Origin of the sequence: Actinomyces lilanjuaniae, assembly GCF_003606385.1 — a bacterium.
GTDB lineage: Bacteria > Actinomycetota > Actinomycetes > Actinomycetales > Actinomycetaceae > Actinomyces > Actinomyces lilanjuaniae.
Window position 1 is genome coordinate 2,449,920 of sequence record NZ_CP032514.1, and the last position, 20,099, is coordinate 2,470,018.

20 protein-coding genes are annotated in these 20,099 nt (G+C 66.5%); 9 read left to right on the forward strand and 11 right to left on the reverse strand.

The genetic code is table 11. The features are described from left to right. Nucleotides 1–148: 148 nt before the first annotated feature. The 4 genes from D5R93_RS10515 (at nucleotide 149) to D5R93_RS10530 (ending at nucleotide 3,883) form a co-directional block, all read left to right on the forward strand. Nucleotides 149–1,303 carry an ImmA/IrrE family metallo-endopeptidase gene (locus D5R93_RS10515; RefSeq protein ID WP_119836837.1) on the forward strand — a complete coding sequence of 385 codons (1,155 nt, stop codon included), beginning with the start codon at nucleotides 149–151 and terminating at the stop codon, nucleotides 1,301–1,303. After that, on the forward strand, nucleotides 1,303–1,791 hold the full coding sequence (locus tag D5R93_RS10520; protein ID WP_119836948.1) for a DUF4411 family protein: 489 nt from the start codon (nucleotides 1,303–1,305) through the stop codon (nucleotides 1,789–1,791). Before D5R93_RS10515 ends, D5R93_RS10520 begins: the two co-directional genes overlap by 1 nt. A 729-nt stretch (nucleotides 1,792–2,520) precedes the next feature. After that, the gene (locus D5R93_RS14850; protein WP_341466820.1) at nucleotides 2,521–2,715 is read left to right on the forward strand and encodes a phospholipase D-like domain-containing protein; all 195 of its coding nucleotides are present in this window, start codon (nucleotides 2,521–2,523) and stop codon (nucleotides 2,713–2,715) included. A gap of 166 nt (nucleotides 2,716–2,881) precedes the next feature. After that, nucleotides 2,882–3,883: an ApeA N-terminal domain 1-containing protein gene (locus D5R93_RS10530; protein ID WP_162933926.1), complete on the forward strand. Its 1,002-nt coding sequence runs from the start codon at nucleotides 2,882–2,884 to the stop codon at nucleotides 3,881–3,883. Nucleotides 3,884–4,316: 433 nt separating this feature from the next. Here D5R93_RS10530 and D5R93_RS14580 read toward each other — a convergent pair whose 3' ends face one another. From D5R93_RS14580 to D5R93_RS10550, 5 genes are all read right to left on the reverse strand, one after another. After that, complete coding sequence (locus D5R93_RS14580; RefSeq protein ID WP_279221430.1) at nucleotides 4,317–4,817, reverse strand: ABC transporter substrate-binding protein; 501 nt, start codon at nucleotides 4,815–4,817, stop codon at nucleotides 4,317–4,319. Then, nucleotides 4,711–5,958 (reverse strand): ABC transporter substrate-binding protein, encoded by a 1,248-nt coding sequence (locus D5R93_RS14585; protein WP_279221350.1) that lies wholly within the window; start codon nucleotides 5,956–5,958, stop codon nucleotides 4,711–4,713. The genes D5R93_RS14580 and D5R93_RS14585 overlap by 107 nt, the downstream gene beginning before the upstream one ends. A 103-nt stretch (nucleotides 5,959–6,061) precedes the next feature. Further along, the gene (locus D5R93_RS14220; RefSeq protein WP_243106722.1) at nucleotides 6,062–6,667 is read right to left on the reverse strand and encodes an LLM class flavin-dependent oxidoreductase; all 606 of its coding nucleotides are present in this window, start codon (nucleotides 6,665–6,667) and stop codon (nucleotides 6,062–6,064) included. A 67-nt stretch (nucleotides 6,668–6,734) separates the two neighbouring features. Then, complete coding sequence (locus D5R93_RS14225) at nucleotides 6,735–7,268, reverse strand: MsnO8 family LLM class oxidoreductase (RefSeq protein ID WP_243106723.1); 534 nt, start codon at nucleotides 7,266–7,268, stop codon at nucleotides 6,735–6,737. A gap of 70 nt (nucleotides 7,269–7,338) precedes the next feature. Next, nucleotides 7,339–7,905 (reverse strand): biotin transporter BioY, encoded by a 567-nt coding sequence (locus D5R93_RS10550; protein WP_243106724.1) that lies wholly within the window; start codon nucleotides 7,903–7,905, stop codon nucleotides 7,339–7,341. Nucleotides 7,906–8,111: 206 nt separating this feature from the next. Between D5R93_RS10550 and D5R93_RS10555 the strand changes: the two genes are divergently transcribed. Further along, complete coding sequence (locus tag D5R93_RS10555; RefSeq protein ID WP_119836843.1) at nucleotides 8,112–8,735, forward strand: NUDIX domain-containing protein; 624 nt, start codon at nucleotides 8,112–8,114, stop codon at nucleotides 8,733–8,735. Between the two features lie 136 nt (nucleotides 8,736–8,871). On the opposite strand, the gene D5R93_RS10560 is transcribed toward D5R93_RS10555, so the two are convergent. Beyond that, a complete protein-coding gene (locus D5R93_RS10560) occupies nucleotides 8,872–9,840 on the reverse strand; it encodes a patatin-like phospholipase family protein (RefSeq protein WP_120205144.1) in 969 nt (322 codons plus the stop codon). A gap of 111 nt (nucleotides 9,841–9,951) precedes the next feature. Between D5R93_RS10560 and D5R93_RS10565 the strand changes: the two genes are divergently transcribed. Next, nucleotides 9,952–11,049 (forward strand): NADH:flavin oxidoreductase/NADH oxidase, encoded by a 1,098-nt coding sequence (locus tag D5R93_RS10565; RefSeq protein ID WP_119836845.1) that lies wholly within the window; start codon nucleotides 9,952–9,954, stop codon nucleotides 11,047–11,049. A 414-nt stretch (nucleotides 11,050–11,463) separates the two neighbouring features. Here the strand turns inward: D5R93_RS10565 and D5R93_RS13365 are convergent, their stop codons facing one another. The 3 genes from D5R93_RS13365 to D5R93_RS10580 form a co-directional block, all read right to left on the reverse strand. Further along, complete coding sequence (locus tag D5R93_RS13365) at nucleotides 11,464–13,419, reverse strand: hypothetical protein (protein WP_162933927.1); 1,956 nt, start codon at nucleotides 13,417–13,419, stop codon at nucleotides 11,464–11,466. 426 nt (nucleotides 13,420–13,845) lie between these two features. After that, nucleotides 13,846–14,418 (reverse strand): YchJ family protein, encoded by a 573-nt coding sequence (locus D5R93_RS14230; protein WP_119836847.1) that lies wholly within the window; start codon nucleotides 14,416–14,418, stop codon nucleotides 13,846–13,848. Nucleotides 14,419–14,420: 2 nt separating this feature from the next. Then, complete coding sequence (locus D5R93_RS10580) at nucleotides 14,421–15,818, reverse strand: M18 family aminopeptidase (RefSeq protein WP_120205149.1); 1,398 nt, start codon at nucleotides 15,816–15,818, stop codon at nucleotides 14,421–14,423. Nucleotides 15,819–16,042: 224 nt separating this feature from the next. Between D5R93_RS10580 and D5R93_RS10585 the strand changes: the two genes are divergently transcribed. Continuing rightward, the gene (locus D5R93_RS10585) at nucleotides 16,043–16,630 is read left to right on the forward strand and encodes an HAD-IA family hydrolase (protein ID WP_243106725.1); all 588 of its coding nucleotides are present in this window, start codon (nucleotides 16,043–16,045) and stop codon (nucleotides 16,628–16,630) included. Nucleotides 16,631–16,922: 292 nt separating this feature from the next. After that, on the forward strand, nucleotides 16,923–17,483 hold the full coding sequence (locus tag D5R93_RS10590) for a GtrA family protein (protein WP_205570044.1): 561 nt from the start codon (nucleotides 16,923–16,925) through the stop codon (nucleotides 17,481–17,483). A 106-nt stretch (nucleotides 17,484–17,589) separates the two neighbouring features. Here the strand turns inward: D5R93_RS10590 and D5R93_RS14235 are convergent, their stop codons facing one another. Together D5R93_RS14235 and D5R93_RS14240 are read right to left on the reverse strand one after the other, a co-directional pair. Beyond that, complete coding sequence (locus D5R93_RS14235) at nucleotides 17,590–17,889, reverse strand: aminoacyl-tRNA hydrolase (RefSeq protein ID WP_243106726.1); 300 nt, start codon at nucleotides 17,887–17,889, stop codon at nucleotides 17,590–17,592. 38 nt (nucleotides 17,890–17,927) lie between these two features. Continuing rightward, entirely contained in the window at nucleotides 17,928–18,401 is a 474-nt protein-coding gene (locus D5R93_RS14240) for a hypothetical protein (protein ID WP_243106727.1), read from the reverse strand. 220 nt (nucleotides 18,402–18,621) lie between these two features. Here D5R93_RS14240 and D5R93_RS10605 point away from each other — a divergent pair, with 220 nt between their 5' ends. Beyond that, a complete protein-coding gene (locus D5R93_RS10605; RefSeq protein WP_120205156.1) occupies nucleotides 18,622–19,971 on the forward strand; it encodes a M48 family metallopeptidase in 1,350 nt (449 codons plus the stop codon). Nucleotides 19,972–20,099 lie beyond the last annotated feature (128 nt).

A 20,099-nucleotide genomic window follows, 5' to 3' on the forward strand; every position in this document is an offset into this window, starting at 1 on the left:
TCAGGGCAAGGCTAGGGGAAGGCGGCACCGTCTGCCACGGCGGTGCCGACACCCCCGGTGTGCACCCCCTCACGGGTCGGGGCTTCACAGGTGTCGGTGGCGTGGAGCAGACTAGTGCGTGAAGAGCGGGGGCGCGGAAGGAGGAGCCATGGCCGTCGTGCGTGTAGACATCGCGCCCGACGTGCTGCGCTGGGCCGTGAGGCGGGCGCGCTGGGACGAGGATACCGTCCGCCATCGCGCACCCAAGCTTGATGAATGGATCGACGGCTCCGTGCGCCCCACTCTCAAGCAGATGGAGAAGCTCGCTGCCGACACCCACACGCCCTTTGGGATGCTGTTCCTGCCTGAGCCGCCTGTCGAGGACGTCCCTGTCCCGGACATGCGGACTCCTCGCGACGCCGGAGTGCGCGAACCGTCGGCCGACCTGCTGGAGACGATCTACCTGTGCCAGAGACGCCAGGACTGGTACCGCGACGAGGCACTGGAGGATGGGGCTGCCCCACTCGGCCTCGTCGGCTCCGCGACGCTGACCACTCCGGTAGACGACGCCGCCGACCGCATTCGTACCGCGCTCCGTCTGGACGAGCGGTCCGTGACCAGCTGGTCTGATGCGATGACGGACCTCATCGAGCGCGCCGAGACCATCGGTGTCCTGGTCATGGTCAACGGGGTCGTCGGCTCGGACACGCACCGCAGACTGGACCCGGAGGAGTTCCGAGGCTTTGCCCTGGCTGACGACGTCGCCCCGCTCGTCTTTGTCAACGGGGCCGACACCAAGGCCGCACAGGTCTTCACCCTCGTCCACGAACTTGCCCACCTGTGGCTAGGGCACAGCGCGCTCTCCGACGCGGATGCTGGTGGTACGCAGGGCGAGAAGCGGGAGGAGCGCTGGTGCAACCAGGTTGCCGCACAGGTGCTCATCCCCCTGGACTCGCTCCGTGAGGGGTGGGCAGGGGACTGTGGCCAGGACGAGCTGAACCGGCTGGCGTCTCACTACAAGGTCAGCACCCTCGTCGTGCTCGCCAGGCTCCGGGACGCTGGATTCCTCACATGGGACGAGTACATGGCCCGGTACGACGCCGAACGCCAACGTGTCATGGGACTTATGCAGGCTGGGCGTGACCGTGGCGGGGGCGGGAACTACTACCACACCCAACTGCGACGCCTCGGGCGTGCTTTCACCCGGGCCGTGGTCTCCTCCACCCTGGAGGGGCGGACGACGTACCGGGACGCCTACCGACTGCTGGGGACTGTCAAGCACTCGACCTTTGAAGGCCTGGCAGAGAAAGTGGGCATAACGTGATGTACCTCGTCGACGCCAACGTCCTCATCGAGGCAAAGAACCGCTATTATGCCTTTGATATCGCGCCCGGCTTCTGGACGTGGCTTGAGCACGCGCATGAACAAGGCACAGTGTTCAGTATCGAAAAAGTCGGTGAGGAACTCCGTCGCGGAGACGACGAGCTTGCCGAGTGGGCGGAGAAGCATCGCATGTTCTTCCACCCAATCGACGACAAAGCAGTGCCGTTCTTCGCCCCGTTGTCCGTATGGGCGCAGTCCCAGAACTTCAAGCAGTCCGCCCTGGACGAGTTCTCCTCAGACGCTGCCGACTACCTCCTCGTCGCCCACGCGGCGGCGTACTCGTGCACGCTAGTGACCCACGAGGTCGCAGGGTCAGGCTCTCTCAAGAAAGTGAAGATTCCTGACGCCTGCCGGGCTCTTGACGTCACGTGGGTGAGCACCTTCGAGATGCTTCGCCGTACCGGCGTCTCTTTCGGGCTGCGCCGATAACGCCAGACGGTTACCCGGAGGGCAGGACCTGTAGGCGCCTGTCCCACAGCTTGGCCGCCTCCTCGTGACAATGTAGGGACACCGGTGCTGCCAGAGTAGGATACCTTGGCTTCTAAGCCCGCTTCGCATTCCGTAGGCCAGGTACCATGACGACTCAGGCCTCCCCGGCACCCACAGCCGCACCGCTCGCGTCCGCCGGGTCCCGACGCCCCGAGCCCGGTCAGGTGGTACAGGTGCGTGGTGCGATCTGGGCGGTCACGGACATCGCCGTTCAGGGACTGCCGCGCAGCCCGGCCGACGACGGCAAGCCCCGCCTCCAGCACGTCGTTGACCTGCAGCCCTTGACGGGGACCGCATGGGTGAGGAGCTCACCGTGGTCTGGGAGCTGGAGGTCGGGCAGCCAGTGGTGCCAGACCGCAGCCTTCCCGAGAGCATTGCGCCGACACCTTTGACGACCCGGACACGCTGGGAGCCTTCGTTAACGCCATACGCTGGGGTGCTGTCACCTCCGCCGACCCCAGAGCCTTCCAGGCACCGTTCCGTTCCGGCGCCACACTGGAGCCCCACCAGCTCGAGCCCCTGCACCGCACGCTGTCTGCCCCGCGCACCAACCTGCTGCTGGCGGATGACGTCGGCCTGGGCAAGACGATCGGGACAGGCCTGGTCATCAAGGAGCTGCTGCTGCGCCACCGGGCCCGCTCGGAGCGGGAGCCCTGACCGACGATATCTTTGCTGACGAGTCACGCGAAATTCCTCAGCGTGGACCGCCGCTCCCTCCTGGTGGGCTCCGCGAAGTGCTCCCACAGTGCCGAGGAACGCAATGTGGAACTCGACCTGTGCGTGGATGACATAACTCTGGCGGCCAGCGTGGAGAAACAGATACGGGAGCTGGAGAACAGCGTCCACGAGCGGATGAGAATATGAAGTCCAGGGACTTGTCTAGGAGGTATCCACATGGTGCAAGGAGGAGAGAGAAAATGATAGAGAACAGGCTTCGTGCGAGCGAAGCGCGGCTATACCATCTTATTGACGGCAACCGGATACGCCGGAAAGGGTCGTCATGCTCCGGAATACAGGAGACGCCATCGAGGTGACGTTCCCGACCTCCGGGACCTGTGAGGCAGTCAACGGCCCGTACGGCCGGTGGTGGTCACCGAACGCCACGTTTGCCGATGATCCTGACCGGACGCGGTACAGTTACTTGCCGCTATCCGGCATGAAGGTCCACGATGACGCTAGCCATGTCGTGCTCGTTGGTTGTCGTGCCGCAGGAGGGGCGCGTCAGACGCACATTGCTGGCAAGGGTGTTTTTGTGGTGGACTATGCCTCGCGCAGAGGGAGGAGCCTCAAGTACGGTCAAGTTAACGGGATGCGAACCACGAGTTCGGCGTACAGAAATTGGGTAGGAAGGTCCTCCATCGAAATCTTTTGCGAGTCTGACAGCTCGGGTCGGCTTCAGTCTGCGACTCTCAGTCTCAAGCAAACCGACAGCATAAAGATATCCGACAGGCTCAACATGTCCGCATGTCATGACTGGCGGGCGGCCCCCGTCCTCGACGGATACGATGTGCGCGAGTCGCTGTCGTTCCAAAGCTTGGTCAAGGAGCCTCGAAAGCGGCGCGACCATCTCGAGGCTCACGTTGGCGCCCTCGACCTTGTTTCCATTGCTGCGTGGAAGAACTTCACCTTCCAGGAGGTCCACGCTAATCGTAAGGAAAACAAGATTAATACTCCCGAAGGCGAACAGTGGACAGAAGTATTTTCACACTTGCTACCACGTGACGATCTCAGCAACTGTCGCAGGCGATTTCTGTTCTCCTGTAACGACATGACCCCAGGAGGCATCGACGAGTGGTTCCGCCTGAGACAGGAGTATGGCCGCGCCCTCGGCTACCTTTTTCGAGCACTGAGATCAGAGCGCACGTGGCCTCCCCAGAGCGCTATCATGAGTAGCACCCCTCTGGAGCAGGTAGGTTACCTAATCGAGGATAACGACAATGGAGGATCGCACCTCAACGACCGTGGGCAACTCAAGTTCAAGGACGCCCTCGGAGTCATTCTTGACAACATGGAGGCTCTTCCATTCAGCTAGGATGAGGTTGAGGACTGGAAAGAGCGGTGCCGCAACGCATATATGGGCGCGAAGCACGCCGGAAGCTACCTGAGTCACGGCTGCCGCCATTGTGACTCCCTCGCAGGAGCATACTTCCTGAACGAGACCATCACCGAGGCTTTCACCGCCAACCTCATTAACAGCCTGCCAGTAATTATCGAACTAGTGAGGCCAAGTATCGAGTACATGCTACTTAATGCCGAGCGTGACAACCTGCACTGGCACGACTGAACGTCCAGCTGCGTCCAGGACACAGCCCTCAGACCGACGAGGCGCAGACGGTGGGACTAAGCGGAGGCGCTGGCAACTCCAGCCGTAGATTATCACTAGGAATCGCGAGTCACCTCCAGAGCGCTTCCGCCGGGAGCAGGCGTCAAGCACAAACGGACATGTAGTCCTCGCGTCCCAGATCCTAGAAAGCTGACACGGCCTCTGCCTGGTCCCACAGCCTCCTAGCCTCGGCCTCGTCATAGGTAAGGACCTCGTTGCCTGGGACGTCAGCCGCCCACCCGACCATGACCGGGCAGGTAAAGTCGCTGGCTGGGGTGCACGCGCCCTCGTAGACGGTCTCGCAGATCTCCTCTCGGTTGATCGCCCGGGACAGCGCGGCGCGGCGCAGGCGCCCCTCCTTGTCCGTGCCCCAGTGCGGCGCGCCGACGTTGATGGCGAGCCCCTGGACCAGGTCACCCGGCAGGGTGACAGCCCGCCCCTCCAGGTCCTCGTCCACGGTGGACAGCCGCGCCTGCGGGACGGCATCAACGACGTCCACGGTACCGGCGAGCAGGTCGCTGTAGGAGGCGTCGTCGTCAGGGTAGATCACGAAGGTCACCCCGTCGTTGGCGACGGCGCGCTCCCCCGAGTAGAGAGGGTTGGGGACCAGGACGACCTCGGAGTGGTGGCTCCACTCGGCCAGGGTGTAGGGGCCGTTGCCAACGGGGGACTCGCCGAAGGCCTCCATGTCCTTGAAGGCGCTGGCAGGTAGGGGTAGAAGGCGGGCAGCCCAGGCGCTGCACGAAGTCAGCGGTCGGCTCGGTCAGGGTGATGGTAAATGTCCGGTCATCGACCTTGGCCAGCCCGGTCAGCTCGGAGTCCTCCTCTGCGGAGAAGCCCTCAATGGGCGCGTAGAGGTGGGAGGCGACATGGTTGTGGGAGGCCTGGGCCCCGTAGTCCCACGCCCTGATAAAGGACTCCGAGGTCACGGCCGTGCCGTCGCCAAAGGCCCAGCCCTCCTTGATCGTCACCGTGAAGTGCTGGTTGTCCTCGGTCTCCACGGACTCGGCCATCTCATTGACCACGGTGCCGTCCTCGCGGTAGCGCACCAGTCCGGAGAAGAGCAGGTCGACGACCCGCCTGCCCCCAGACTCGTTGGTGGTGGAAGGAACTAGCGGGTGCCGGGGCTCGGTACCACGGGCACGCACGACGCCGTCCTCGGCCGAGGTCCTCACGGCCTCATAGACAGGCAGGCCGTTCCACGACCAGGTGACGTCGGAGACCGTCGCGGACCAGCCCCCGGCCCCGCCGTGGTACCACAGGGGGATGGTGGGCAGGTCAGCGAGCAGGAGGGACTGGGCCTGCTCACAAAGGCTGAGAGCCGCAGCGCTGTCGTTTGTGGCAGCCGCCTGGGCCAGCAGGTCGTCGAGCCCGGTGCTGGAGTAGTCGGTGATATTGGCAGCAGCACCCGTACGGTACTGGCTAACCAGGACGCTTGCGATGGAGGGGAAGTCCGCCCTCCAGCTGGAGCGGAAGGCTCCCACGACTGTGCGGTTGTCGACCTCGTCACGCAGCGCGGAGAGGTCGGCGAGGGGCAGCGGCTCCATGGTGATCCCCAGTGCGGAGCCCACCGAGTCGCACACGGCCTCGACCCAGGCCTGGTGCGGGCCGTCAGCGTTGTATGCCAGCGTGAGCACGCCACCATCGGCCTTGCCCTGGCTACCGGCCGCAGCGGAGGTCGGCGCGCCGCCTGGCGAGCCCGACGAGCACCCGGAAGCCAGGAGCACCGCAGCGGCACCGAGGCCCAGGCCTAGGCTGCGGCGGGAGATAGGCGTGTTGCGCATGATCAGGTGCCTCCAGTCACTGTGTGGCGGACAGGATACCGAAACCCGGTACCGCTGCCCCGGCGCCCCCAGGAGGGTCCCCGGCTCCCCAGGGCTGCCTGCCTCAGGCTCCCGCCCCGGTTCCGCTGCTGGGTGGCCCCGGTTCCCCGCCCGCTCCGTCGGCACGGGCGCGTCTCCTCCCGCCAGCGTAGTCCGTCCAGGCCTGGGCCAGAAGAGTGTAGGAGCGTCGGCGCAGCACAGGGTCGTGGACGTGGGTGATGACCAGGAGCTCCTCAAGGTCCCAGCGCACGGCATAGGCGTGCAGGCGGGCGGCGACGTCGTCCGGCTCCCCCACAAAGGACAGAGCCATGGCTGACTCCACGGCCGCCTCCCGCCCCTGCGCGTGCCTGCGCCAGGAGCCCGGGTCCGGGCTGGGCGGATCGAGCGGGCCGGGCCGACCGCCGATAACACGGGCAGCCGCCGCCATTGCCGTGGAGTAGAGCAACTGCGCCTGGTCCATGGTCGGGGCCACGACGACGTTGACTGCCGCCGCCGCACGGGGCCGGTCCTGCGCTCGGGTGGGGGCCTGGGTGTCGAACACCGAGCGGTAGGTGCTCAGCGCCGCCTCCGCCTGGGCAGGAGCGAAGTGAGAGGCCACGGCAAAGGGCAGGCCCAGGCTGCCAGCCACACGGGCGCCGTTGACCGAGGACCCCAGGATCCACGTGGGCACGCGCGTGCCCTCAGCCGGGACGGCACGGACACGACCGCCGTGCTCTCCCCCAGGCTCGCCTTCGGCGTCAGGACCGGCACCTGAGAGCGAGCCGAGAAGGAGGGAGGCGGGACCCGGTCCCACGCCTCCCGGGGACGGAGCCCAGGTATGTGAGAGTCTCCAGGATCTCCTCGACAAAGTCGGGCAGGCTGGCACTACGTCGCCGTAACGCCGCTGCGGTGAGACGATCCGTGCCCGGCGCCCGGCCCAGCCCCAGGCTGACACGGCCGGGGTAGAGAGAGGCAAGGGTCCCCACCTGCTCCGCGACGACGAGAGGAGCGTGGTTGGGCAGCATGATGCCTCCGGAGCACACGCCGAGACGCTGGGTGGCGGCCAGGACCTGCCCCATGAGGACGGTCGTGGCCGAGGACATGTAGGTGGTGGAGCCGTGGTGCTCAGCCAGCCAGTAGCGCTCGTACCCGGCGGTGTCAGCAGCCACGGCGAGGTCACGCATGTCCGCAAGCGCCTGGGAGCGGGTGCGTCCGGCACTGACCGGCACCATGTCCAGCACGGACAGGGCGACGTCACCCTGGTCGCCCCGCCGGGGCGCCTCCCCACTCATACGGGTACCTTAGAGCACACCCGACGGAGCGCACCGCGCTTCAGAGGCTCACGGACAGGTTCAGCCAGGCTCAGCGCCAGATGCTGCGTACAGGCACCAGGCCAGCCACCGCCAGGGACTTCAGCAGGTCGCCGACCACAAAGGGGGCGAGCCCCATACCCACCGTCGCGGCCCAGGAGGCACCGGTCGCCAGCCTCAGCCACAGCAGGCCGGGGACGTAGACGAGGGCGGAGGCCAGCAGCATGGTGGCACCCAGCACCAGGGCACGCCTGGCGACGGAGCCTGCACCCCCCTCGGAGGAGCGCGACCAGCCCAGGGCACCGCGCCCGGCCACGCCAGCAGCCAGCGTGTAGCCCAGGACATAGCCGAAGGACGCGGTCACGCCCGCGCTCCAGCCCGCCAGAACCGGCACGCCAGCGGCGGCAAGGAGCGCCAGCACAAGCGCAGAGGCCATCCCACGCCTGGAGCCGAGCACGGAGCCCACACCGAGCGCAGCGAAGGTACCCAGCGTCACCGGGACGGGGGTGAAGGGCAGGGGAAGGGCCACCTGCCCTAAAAGAGCCAAGGTAGCCGTGCCGACCAGGACAAGGGCGAGCTCGCGTGCCGCGGGTCGGACAAGACCTGCGGCACGGCTCATGGAACGGCCTGAAGAGGTTGTTAGCGTACGGGAAACAGGGGTCCTACTCTTAGTTGTCATACCGCAAACCATAGGGCCTGTGGCAGTGGCGAGGAAAGGGACGGAGGCAGGCTCCACAACGAGCACCGTGCCACTACCCCGCCGCTGCCGCCCTCGTAGCCGACCCGACCGACCAGCGCGCCCACCGCCGACTCTAGACTGAGACCGTGCCAGCCCAGACTCCCCAGACTCCGCCCGCCCTCAGCCTGGTCCCCGCCGCCTACGTACTCCTCCTCAGGCAGGCTCCCGCAGGCCGGGCAGGAGTGAGATCTCCCACAGCAGGGCCCTCGGGGCTCCTCGGCGGGCAGGGCGCACAAGCCTCATGCACCCAGGTCCTCCTACAGCTGCGGCAGCACACCGGCTATATGGACGGGTACTGGGCCTGCGGTGTCGCCGGGCACGTCGAGCCCGGCGAGAGCGTACTGGAGACCGCGGTCCGGGAGGCCAAGGAGGAGGTCGGCGTCGTCGTGGCGCACACGGACCTGGAACCGCTGACCACGGTGCATCGCAGCAACGACGTCGCAGGCCCAGGGCTGGAGCAGCGGGTCGACTTCTTCTTCGCCCTACACCGCTGGGAGGGGCGGCCCCGCGTTCGCGAGCCCGCCAGGACCGCCGCCCTGGACTGGTTTGCCCTAACCTCCCTGCCCCGTGCGGTCCCTGAGCACGAGCGCCACGTCCTGCGCCTGCTGGCCGACGCCCTCGACCGTGGGCAGCGGGTCCCACCGGTGACGACCTTCGGCTTCGATCCCGGCCAGGAGACAGCCCGCTACGGCACCGCCCGACCCCACTGAGCCAGGCAGCAGGCCCAAGCAGCGCCTAACCCGGGGCAGCGCCCAGCATGGGACGGCCTCGCAGTCGCCGGGGATGAGCCCAGGTAGGTCACAGGCGGGGCGGTGGGCAGGTCGGAAAGCCACGGAACTGGGCAGGTCAGGAGGCTAGAAACTCCTCAATGGCAGGCAGTTCTTGGCGCGCCTGGGCCAGCCCCGCCTCAAAGGCGGTCACCACCCGGTGGTAGCGCAGGTCGCCGTTGACCACCGGCATCCGGGCGGGCCGGAACAGGTAGACCCTCCCCTCACGCTGCATCGCCTCCAGGTCTGCGACGGTCTGGTTGTAACGCTGAGGACGCCTGCGGACCCCCTCCGCCGCCGCGGGGTAGCGGCGCAGGAGGGCACGGTAGAGCGCGGACAGGCGCCGCTCAGGCTTGCGGTAGCCCGCCGGGCGGGTCATGACCACCAGCATCTTGTCGTAGCCGTCCGCACGGGCCGCGTCCGTGGCGAAGCCACCGGTGGGTCCCAGCGCCCCGTCGAGGTAGGGCACACCGTCAACGTGGGTCACCGGCATGAGCACCGGCATGGACGAGGAGGCCCGCACCCGGGGCAGAAGGTGCGCCATGGTCGGCATGTCCTCCAGCCCCCAGTAGACCTCCTCACCGGTGTCGCAGCGGAAGGAGCCGAGGCGCACCGTGGAGGAGGTGGAGGCGAAGGTCTCCCAGTCAAAGGGCAGGGGCTCGTCAGGAGCGGAGGTGCGCTCGTAGATGTACTCGGAGTTGAAGTAGCCCTGCCCACGAGCAAAGCTGCCCCAGCCCCCGGCCTGGGGCTGGGTGGTCAGCCCCACAAAGGCCTCCCGAGCCCGCCAGGTGTCACGGGAGACAAAGTTGCACGTGTGCGAGGCCCCGGCAGAGATCCCTCCGACCCAGGGGAAGGACAGGCCGGCCTCCAGCATGACCCGCACCAGCCCTGCGGTATAGGCGCCTCTCATTCCTCCGCCCTCGAAGACCAGGGCGACATCATCAGGTCCGTGCGTGACCGGGGCCGGGACGTGGCCGGGGCTGCTGGCCGACACAGGGCGGGCAGGGGCGGGCGGCAGGGACGGGTGGGTGGGCGTCACGGTGCTCAAGCCTATGGCTCCCTGGCGACATCCAAGGGCTGACAGGGCAGCGAGGTAGCGAGAGCCTTGGAACACCACCAGGCCATTGCCATCACCACGCCGCCGTCATAGCGTGCACGTATGAGAACGCCAAACTTGCTCAGCCCTCTGACCATGCGTGACCTCAGCGCCCGGAACCGCCTGTGGCTGCCCCCGATGTGCATGTACTGCGTGCCGGGGGACGACGGCGCCGTCACGGACTGGCACGTCGTCCACTACGCCAGCCGCGCGGTCGGCGGGTTCGGCACGCTCATTGTGGAGGCTACCGCTGTCACCCCGGAGGGCCGCCTGTCCCCCAACGACCTGGGCCTGTGGGAGGAGAGCCAGGTCGAAGGGCATCACCGTATTGTCGATGCCGTTCACGCAGCGGGCGCCCTGGCCGGTATCCAGCTGGGCCACGGCGGACGCAAGGCGGGTACTCCCCCGATGCGTCCCCGGGAGAAGGGCGCCCGCACCAGCACGATCGAGGGCTGGGAGCTCCTGGCTCCCAGCGCAGTGGCCTACCCGGAGCACGCGGTACCCACCGAGCTTGACGAGACGGGGATCGACCACCTGGTTGAGGCCTTCACCTCGGCGGCCCGCCGGGCGGTGGAGGCCGGGTACGACATCGTTGAGCTGCATGGCGCCCACGGCTACCTCATCCACGAGTTCCTCTCCCCGCTGTCCAACTTCCGTACCGACTCCTACGGCGGCTCGCCCCAGGGGCGGCGCCGCTTCCTGCTGCGAGTGGTCCAGGCCGTGCGCCAGGCCATCGGGGAAGAGAAGGTCCTGGACGTGCGCCTGTCTGCCACTGACTGGGCCGACGGCGGCCTGACCGGACAGGACACTGTCGAACTCGCCCGCCAGCTGGCCGAGGCCGGGGTCGATATCCTGCACGTGTCCACCGGAGGCAACGTACCAGCCCAGGTTCCTGCTGGACCCGGCTTCCAGCTACCCTTTGCCGCCCAGGTGAAGGAAGCGGTCGCAGGAACCAGGACCCAGGTGGTGGGCGTAGGCCTCGTCGAGACAGCCGCCCAGGCGGAGCAGGCCCTGGTGACTGGCCAGGCGGACGCTGTCGCCGTGGGCCGGGCCGCCCTGCGGGACCCCTACCTCCCACTGCGCTGGGCCGCCGACCTCGGAGTCAGGAGCTGGCAGGAGGCGCCCTGGCCTATCCAGTACTGGCGCGGCACCTGGCACTGAGGCGAGCCAGCAGAAGCCCTAGCCTAGAGCAGCACACGGTATAGCGCAGCCCCTGGCTCCCAGTTGTTCCGGGAGCCAGGGGCCACCTACGGGACTCGCCATTCTTTCAACGGCAGCACAACTTTCTTAGGAAAGCCTGCCCCCAGAAAGAAGAGCCGATGCGGGGGAAGCAGTACCCCGATCCTCACGACGACAGCACTCGCAGCGATCAGGTCCAGAGGCCCATCAGACCACGCACCTCGACGGACTAGACCTCGAAGGACCGGGCAAGGTGCCCACAGTGACTGACGACCAACCGTCTCCTGGCTGACCGCGCCGCCGCATCACACACCCCAATAGGAGGAGTTCCCGCTAGGAGGATTCCCTGCCGCCTCTCCCGCACAAGCCTCGACGGGCCGCGCTCATGCGCACTCGTCACGCTTGTCCTTCTTGTCGGAGTCCTTCTTGTCGGAGTCCTTCTTGTCGGAGTCCTTCTTGTCGGAGTCCTTCTTGTCGAGTCCTTCTTGTCGGAGTCCTTCTTGTCGGAGTCCTTCTTGTCGGAGTCCTTCTTGTCGGAGTCCTTCTTGTCGGAGTCCTTCTTGTCGGAGTCCTTCTTGTCGGAGTCCTTCTTGTCGGAGTCCTTCTTGTCGGAGTCCTTCTTGTCGGAGTCCTTCTTGTCGGAGTCCTTCTTGTCGGAGTCCTTCTTGTCGGAGTCCTTCTTGTCGGAGTCCTTCTTGTCGGAGTCCTTCTTGTCGGAGTCCTTCTTGTCGGAGTCCTTCTTGTCGGAGTCCTTCTTGTCGGAGTCCTTCTTGTCGAGTCTTTTTCTTTTTTTTTCTTGTCGGAGTCCTTCTTGTCGGAGTCCTTCTTGTCGGAGTCCTTCTTGTCGGAGTCCTTCTTGTCGGAGTCCTTCTTGTCGGAGTCCTTCTTGTCGGAGTCCTTCTTGTCGGAGTCCTTCTTGTCGGAGTCCTTCTTGTCGGAGTCCTTCTTGTCGGAGTCCTTCTTGTCGGAGTCCTTCTTGTCGGAGTCCTTCTTGTCGGAGTCCTTCTTGTCGGAGTCCTTCCTTGTCGGAGTCCTTCTTGTCGGAGTCCTTCTTGTCGGAGTCCTTCTTGTCGGAGTCCTTCTTGTCGGAGTCCTTCTTGTCGGAGTCCTTCTTGTCGGAGTCCTTCTTGTCGGAGTCCTTCTTGTCGGAGTCCTTCTTGTCGGAGTCCTTCTTGTCGGAGTCCTTCTTGTCGGAGTCCTTCTTGTCGGAGTCCTTCTTGTCGGAGTCCTTCTTGTCGGAGTCCTTCTTGTCGGAGTCCTTCTTGTCGGAGTCCTTCTTGTCGGAGTCCTTCTTGTCGGAGTCCTTCTTGTCGGAGTCCTTCTTGTCGGAGTCCTTCTTGTCGGAGTCCTTCTTGTCGGAGTCCTTCTTGTCGGAGTCCTTCTTGTCGGAGTCCTTCTTGTCGGAGTCCTTCTTGTCGGAGTCCTTCTTGTCGGAGTCCTTCTTGTCGGAGTCCTTCTTGTCGGAGTCCTTCTTGTCGGAGTCCTTCTTGTCGAGTCCTTCTTGTCGGAGTCCTTCTTGTCGGAGTCCTTCTTGTCGGAGTCCTTCTTGTCGGAGTCCTTCTTGTCGGAGTCCTTCTTGTCGGAGTCCTTCTTGTCGAGTCCTTCTTGTCGGAGTCCTTCTTGTCGGAGTCCTTCTTGTCGGAGTCCTTCTTGTCGAGTCCTTCTTGTCGAGTCCTTCTTGTCGGAGTCCTTCTTGTCGGAGTCCTTCTTGTCGGAGTCCTTCTTGTCGGAGTCCTTCTTGTCGGAGTCCTTCTTGTCGGAGTCCTTCTTGTCGGAGTCCTTCTTGTCGGAGTCCTTCTTGTCGGAGTCCTTCTTGTCGGAGTCCTTCTTGTCGGAGTCCTTCTTGTCGGAGTCCTTCTTGTCGGAGTCCTTCTTGTCGGAGTCCTTCTTGTCGGAGTCCTTCTTGTCGGAGTCCTTCTTCTTGTCGGAGTCCTTCTTGTCGGAGTCCTTCTTGTCGGAGTCCTTCTTGTCGGAGTCCTTCTTGTCGGAGTCCTTCTTGTCGGAGTCCTTCTTGTCGGAGTCCTTCTTGTCGGAGTCCTTCTTGTCGGAGTCCTTCTTGTCGGAGTCCTTCTGTCGGAGTCCTTCTTGTCGGAGTCCTTCTTGTCGGAGTCCTTCTTGTCGGAGTCCTTCTTGTCGGAGTCCACGCTGACGCCGCCCGCGCTCAGGACGGCCTCGCTGGACACCTCCGCTGCTTCCGGCGCCGCCGACGCCGCCGACGCGGTCGACGACATACCGGCGAGCAGCAGGGCAGTGCAGAACGCCGTTGCCACCTTCCTGACAGTGCTCCGTCCCATGATCAGTCCTCTCCGTGGCTCCCGCGCCCCCGGGGCAGCACCCCCACGGGCGCGCCACTGATTGTTATCAGGTTGTTAGGTAAGCGTCCCACCCTCCATTACCACGGTCAAGCACCCAGGTTTTCTCAAGGTAGAAAATCTTAGCTATGAAAGGTTTCATTCTCCGGCGGCAGGACGCATCGGTGACACCTTTGACCCGAGGACATTCGCAGACAGGCGCGAGCCGCTGAGGCGAGCGGTGAACGAGAGCAGGACCTTTTATGGGAGATAATGAAGAAGTGTCTGAACTCTTTTCCTTGCCGTTTACCTCTCATAACCTAAAACAGCGCTGAAAGGAATCGCCGTTCTGGTCTCCCGCTCACAGGCCACCTCAGGACCCCGTCACGAGGGCACCCGACCGCCCCGTGGGCCTCCCCCGTCGCAGCAGCCGATGACGGGGAGCCTGCACCGAAGTCAGCAGCGCGGTCAGCCAGCTCGCTTGCCCTTACCGGACCTCACCGTCGTAGTAGACCCACCGGCCGCCGCGACGCACCAGCCGGGAGCGTTCCCGAAGCGTGTCGGCCACGACGCCCCCGCGCCCGTCACCGGTGCGGTAGCGGGCGACAAGCTCGACGACCCCCGTGTCGTCCCTGGGGCCACCGCCTGCTACCTCGCCGATGGTCAGACTGGTCCACTGGGTGCCAGGATGGCAGTAGGGTCCTTCCGGGCGGGTGCGAGGGTGCCAGGTACGGAACAGGTGGTCCTCGTCGCCGACGACGAAGGCCGTGAACCGCGAGCGCACCAGGGCCTCGGCAGTTGCCGCCGCGCCCCCGTCGAGGACCGGCTCGCAGCAGGAACCGTAGACCATGCCCGAGCCACAGGGGCAGTCCTCGGTGCTACGTACCCCCGCCGAACGCACCGCAGACGGCACGGCACCTGCCGACGCCAGGGGCAGGACCACGGCGCCTGGCACTACCCCGCCCGGGGCGTCCTCACCAGGTACGAGGCCGCTACCTCCGTGCCTACCTCGCGGGTCACCCAGCCGACCCCGAGAGCCCCGATCCTGCCTCGTTACCATGCTCACGCCCCCTGCCAGTAGGAGTACAGGGCGCGCGCCAGCCAGGGACCGTCCTTGACCCCGCCCATCTCCCGGGCCGAGTGCATGCTCAGCAGCGGCACACCGACGTCGACTGTGAGCAGGCCCAGCCGGGTCGCGGTGATCGGACCGATCGTCGACCCGCAGGGCACCGCGTTGTGGGACACGAAGACCTGGTGGGGTACGTCGGCAGCCGCGCAGGCACGCTCCCACAGAGCCGAGCCCTGGGCGCCGGTGGCGTAGCGCTGCTGAGCGTTGATCTTCAGCAGGGGACCGCTGTTAACCAGCGGCTGGAGCACGGGGTCGTGCAGCTCGGCACGAGCGGGGTGGACGGCGTGTCCGGCGTCGGCACTGACACAGCTGGACCGGGCCACGAGGGCGTGGAAGGCGTCGCCCTCAGCCCCCATGACCCGGCCCAGGCGTTCCAGCAGCGTCGCCAGGAGCGGACCGTCGGCCCCGGAGGCGGAGGCAGAACCAACCTCCTCGTGGTCGAAGGCCACGAGGACCACCGGTCCCACAGGCTCGGTGCCCGACTCGGCCAGGGCCTCCAGGGCCGCCAGCCCCGCATGGACGCTGGAAAGGTTGTCCAGGCGAGAGGAGGCGAGAAACTCCCCCTCACGACCAAAACGCTGCGGAGGCTGGACGGGGAAGGTCAGGATGTCGTGCCCGGCCAGCTGCGAGCGGTCCAGACCAGCCAGCTCGCACAAGTACTCCTCGACGGCGTCGCGACCCTCCCCGCCGTCAGGGCCGGACAGCGCCCACAGAGGCAGAAGGTGGGTCTGACGGTCCAGGCGGAGAGTCTCGTTGACACTGCGGTCCAGGTGGGGGGCCACGTGGGCGATCCGGGCAACCGGCCCGGTACGTACCAGGTGGCTGGTGCCGTCACGGGTTGTCAGGCGCCCGGCCAGCCCCAGCTCACGGTCCAGCAATGAGGGCAGGAGCGGTCCGCCGTAGACCTCTGCGTTGATAAGCTGCCAGCCGTGACGACTCACGGCAGCAGAGGGCTTGAGCCTCAGGGCCGGGGAGTCCGTATGGGCGCCGACGACACGAAAGCCCTCCTGCGGCCCGCTCCCGGTCCTGCCGCTGTCGCCGGGCAGGACCCAGGCGGCTACCGCCCCGTCCCGCACCACGTAGCCGCGCCGGGGCAGGTCCTCCGGCCAGGGGCGGGCCTCCTCCACGTGGCGGAACCCACGCGCAGCCAGACGTCGGGCGACCTCGGCCGCAGCGTGGTAGGAGGTAGGTGAGGCCAGGACGAAGTCAAACAGGGATGCCGTGTAGGCCTCGTCCGCATGAAGGGTCTCCTGCGCCTGCGGAGGTGGCGGTGAAGGCTGCGAAGATGGTGAGGATGATGAAGAAGCGGGCGCGGCGGCGGGACTGGTCATGGTGACCAGTCTGGCACCACAGGCGTCGGCAGCCTGCCCGCGTGCCCGGGCCAGGTATGGAGACTGACAGGGACAAGAGTGGCATAGAGATCAGTGGTAGAGATAGATGCCATGAGCAGCCTCCCCTCCCGCCCGTCGCCGTCCTTACCCACCGACCCGCCAGCAGGTCCTCCCCTGACCTGCCCCAGGTCCCTGCGGCCACGACCACCAGCGTACGCACCGTCATGCTTGACGCCGACGGCGTCCTGCAGCTGATTGGCACCCCGTGGACGCAGGCGCTGCGCGATGCCGGCGGCACTGAGTTCGCCCACGCGCTGCTGGCTGAGGAAGAGGACGCGCTGTGCGGCAGGGAGAGCCTCACCACGCTCCTGGAGCGCCTGGTTGCACGGCTGGGCCTGGCAGCCACCACTGACAGCCTTCTGGCGCTGTGGTACCGAGCCGTACCCGACCCGTGCGCCTGGCAGCTGGTGGCCGAGCTGCGCAGCGCGGGCTACACCACTGTTCTAGCCACGAACCAGCAGTACGAGCGTCGGCAGTGGATGCGCGAGACCCTGGGCTACCGGGGGCAGGTTGACATTGAGGGCTACTCCTGCACCCTGGGGGTGGCCAAGCCGCAGCCCGAGTACTTCACCCGGCTCCTGGAGGAATCGGGCAGCGAGCCACGACAAGCCCTGTTCGTGGACGACAACACGGACAACATCTCCGCCGCCCAGTCGCTGGGAATCCGCACCGTGCACCACCGTGCCGACTCCGGCGGGCAGGTGCTGCGCCAGGAGGTCGTCGCCGCCCTGGCCAGCAGCTCCCGACACTGACAGCGCAGTAGCTGTATGGGCACGCATGAGCCGCAATGCGGTGCTGAGAGCGCACCGCGACGACGTGCTCAGACCTGCTTCCCCTGGCACCACGCTTCTCCGTCCTGAGGCCCACTGCACCGCGCACCTCCTCCTAAGGGAGGAGACACAAGCGGTATCTTTCTCCTCCTTCAGGGACTTGTCAGCCGCCTGGGCACTGACAAGACTGCTTCCTAGATCCTCCGGCAGGAAGGCCTGAGGCAGCCTGGTCAGGCTAGCGAGAGGGACCAATATGGGAGCAGAAAGGACAACCATGACCACGACGAACCGGGCGACGTCAACGTCCTGGCTCAACGGCTCCGGGCAGCTCCGCCTCCGTACCCCCTCCGCCCCTGCCGCACGCAGCGCTCCGGACCGTTTCCTGGGCCTCGTCTCAGCCATCCACCGCTACCTGCCCAGCCCCCTGCGCAGGCGGGTGCCGGTCTCCTTCATTGGCTACGCCCTCATCAACGGCTCCGGCTTCTTTCTTGACATCGCCTGCCTGTGGTTCCTCTACGAGAGGCTCCACTGGTTCTACCCCCTGGCCGTCACGGTCGGCTACGCAATCGCCGGGACCTACTCTCTTCTGCTTAACCGCTGGCTCAACTTCCAGTCCCACGGGCACCTGGTCGCCCAGGGCACGCGCTACGCCGTGGGACTGGTCAGCCAGTACGTGATCTTCATCCTGGGCCTGTCCTCGTTGCTGCACTGGATGGGCATGGGAGCCGAGCTGGCCCGGGTCCTGTCAGCGTGCTGCGAGGGTGTCTACCTGTACGCCGTGACCCGCCTGTGGGTGTTCCGCGACTCGCCTGAGCCTGAGCCCCTCACCCACTGAGGCACACTGGGGCGTCACTCTCCCCCTACCTACCCTGCCGTCGGCCCGGTCGCATCAGCCTGCGTTCTCCGCTGGCCCGCCATCCCCACCAATCGGGCCAGATAGCTCACCAGAAGGCTCGGGCCGTCTCCGTGGGACCTCCCAGCTCGGTCAGCCCGGCGTCAAGGACGCTAACAGGCCGCAGACCACCAGCCCACTCCTGGGGGCCAGGAAGAAGAACCCGGACCCGGTAGCCGTCGCGCGCCCAGGCCTGTCTCAGTGCCGGGGGCATCTGCGGGCTCTCCCAGGCCAGCTGGGCGGCGTGGGCGCACTGGGCCGCCATCTTGCCCGAGGTCATCTGGTGCATCGGCGTAACCTCAATGGCAACCAAGGCACCGACCGAGGTGGACTCCTCCCCCAGCTGCACCTCCTCAGCAGCCTGGGGACAGCGATGAACCCGCTCAGTTATCGCCGCCGGCTCAGGCGGCAGCCGTACGCCGGTAGGAAAGTGGGTCCCCTCAACCTGAGTCCCGGCCAGGGGCTCGGGGAGGGGCGCACCGGCCCTGGCACAAAGGCGCGAGCAGCCGCCTGCCCCCACCCGGGTGGTCCGTCCTGGGTGACGGTGACACCGGGAAGCTCCTGGACGTCCCGCCACCGCCTGCCGCGCGCCCGGCGCACCAGCTTGCGGATCTGTACACGACGCCAGCGAGCGACCGCCCCGTGCCAGGAACCGCCGGGAGCAGACCCCGGCGCCGCCAGAAGAGCCACGACAGCTCGGGCAACGGCCTCGGCCACGTCCACCTGCCGGGGCGGGACCACCTTGTCGTAGCGCACCGCCACCTGCATGGCCCAGGGAAGGTCCTGCGCCTGACGTTGCGACGCGGCACCCACCAGACCGGGCTCATCCCGACGCCCCCGCGACTCCCGGTGTCCGCTCACACCGCAATCACCGGCTTCAGGATGAGCGGGCTCATCCTGTCGTGGGTGAGGACGGTCAGAGGCAGGCACACCGCGAGTCTAGACCAGGCCGCAGGCGCGGCAGGCTCGGTCGGCGCGGCAGGGCCGGAGACCGGGATCCACCCGCAGACTCAGGAGACGGGGACTAGATCGTTCTTCGGTATGAGCACCCCCTTGCCTCAGTAGCCGTAGATTGACGCCCATGAGTCAACCACCGTCTACCCCGGCTGCTGTCCCTGCCACGCCTGGAAGCAGCCCAGCCTCCCGGGACCCGCAGCGACCCAGGATCTTTAACGGCTCCACCATCCACGGGCTGCGCGGGACCTCCCGGCTGCGCCATCCTGTGGAGATCCCGCTGCTCGTGACGTGCATCCTGCTCGCCGTGGTCATCTACGTCCTGTGGATCGCCCTCATGACCTGGCTGATCCTGGTTCCCGAGCCCACAGGTGCCGGTGCCCAGCTGCGTGACCTCATCCTGGAGGCTCCTGACAGCAGCATCACCCAGCTGCTGCTGGCAGCCCCTGCCCTCCCGCTCATCCTCTGGGTGCTACGTGCGCTCATGTACGCCCAGATGCGTGCGCAGTCCGTCCAGATGAGCCCCACCCAGTTCCCCGAGGGCTACCGGATGGTGGTCGAGGCGGCCCAGCAGTTTGGCCTGCGCCGTGTGCCTGACGCTTATGTGACCTTAGGCAACGGCGTCATCAACGCCTTCGCCTCCGGTCACGGGTTCCGTCGCTTCATCGTGGTCCATTCCGACCTGTTCGAGGTCGGGGGCTCCGCACGCGACCCCGAGGCCCTACGCTTCATCATCTCCCACGAGGTCGGCCACCACGCCGCCGGACACACCTCACTGTGGCGTGTCGTCATCATGAACCTCATGGGCAACATCCCCCTGCTGGGAATGGCACTGTCACGGGCCCAGGAGTACACCGCCGACAACCACGGCTACGCCATCGCCCCCAGGGGAACGGCAGGAGCGATGGGTCTGATCAGCGCAGGCAAGTACCTCGGCGCACAGGTCAACACGCACGCGCTGGCGGACCGGGCCACCCGGGAGAAGGGCCTGTGGCTCCACCTGGTCAACTGGGGCTCGACACACCCGGTCAACACCTGGCGCGCCCACGCCCTGCGGGACCGCAGCCGCCCGGGACGCATCATGATCCGCCCCAGGGAGTCCACCGCCTGGTTCCCGCCCACGCACCCCGCGGGCAGCGACTGGAGCGACATCTGGCCCACCCCGGCCCAGGTCCTGGAGCGCCTGGACTCCACCCGTCCCCTGGTCCCCGCCGAGGAGCAGTTCGGGCGTTATCCCGGCGTCACCTACCAGGTACCCCGCGACCAGCTCCGTTGGGCCAGCCCGGTCCCCGTCCCGGCAGCCCCAGCCGGGTTCCAGCCCTCAGGCTACGGGTTCCACGGGTACTCCGCCCCCGCAGGCACACAGGCCCCGGGAGGCGCTGCGCCCTCGCAGGGCACCACGCCAGCCCCTGGGAGCACCGCCCAGCCCGGTGGGAACCCTGGCAACATCCAGCCTGGCCCGGAGGGCTCCGTCTAACCAGGCGGGGCCTCCCCGGCCACACTGACGACACACGTGGTGGCACGTGTCCAGGGAACGGGCTGGGGCCTGCCTCAATGACAGGGCAGGCCCCAGCCCGTCGCCACTTGCCGCAGCAGCGGACGAGG

Coding starts and splice junctions, on each gene's coding strand:
- D5R93_RS10590 (WP_205570044.1), top strand. CDS start 16,923: ATGACCACGACGAACCGGGCGACGTCAACGTCCTGGCTCAACGGCTCC.
- D5R93_RS10565 (WP_119836845.1), top strand. CDS start 9,952: ATGAGAACGCCAAACTTGCTCAGCCCTCTGACCATGCGTGACCTCAGC.
- D5R93_RS10515 (WP_119836837.1), top strand. CDS start 149: ATGGCCGTCGTGCGTGTAGACATCGCGCCCGACGTGCTGCGCTGGGCC.
- D5R93_RS10585 (WP_243106725.1), top strand. CDS start 16,043: ATGCTTGACGCCGACGGCGTCCTGCAGCTGATTGGCACCCCGTGGACG.
- D5R93_RS10550 (WP_243106724.1), bottom strand. CDS start 7,905: ATGAGCCGTGCCGCAGGTCTTGTCCGACCCGCGGCACGCGAGCTCGCC.
- D5R93_RS14230 (WP_119836847.1), bottom strand. CDS start 14,418: ATGGTAACGAGGCAGGATCGGGGCTCTCGGGGTCGGCTGGGTGACCCG.
- D5R93_RS14225 (WP_243106723.1), bottom strand. CDS start 7,268: ATGAGTGGGGAGGCGCCCCGGCGGGGCGACCAGGGTGACGTCGCCCTG.
- D5R93_RS10520 (WP_119836948.1), top strand. CDS start 1,303: ATGTACCTCGTCGACGCCAACGTCCTCATCGAGGCAAAGAACCGCTAT.
- D5R93_RS14585 (WP_279221350.1), bottom strand. CDS start 5,958: ATGCGCAACACGCCTATCTCCCGCCGCAGCCTAGGCCTGGGCCTCGGT.
- D5R93_RS10580 (WP_120205149.1), bottom strand. CDS start 15,818: ATGACCAGTCCCGCCGCCGCGCCCGCTTCTTCATCATCCTCACCATCT.
- D5R93_RS10605 (WP_120205156.1), top strand. CDS start 18,622: ATGAGTCAACCACCGTCTACCCCGGCTGCTGTCCCTGCCACGCCTGGA.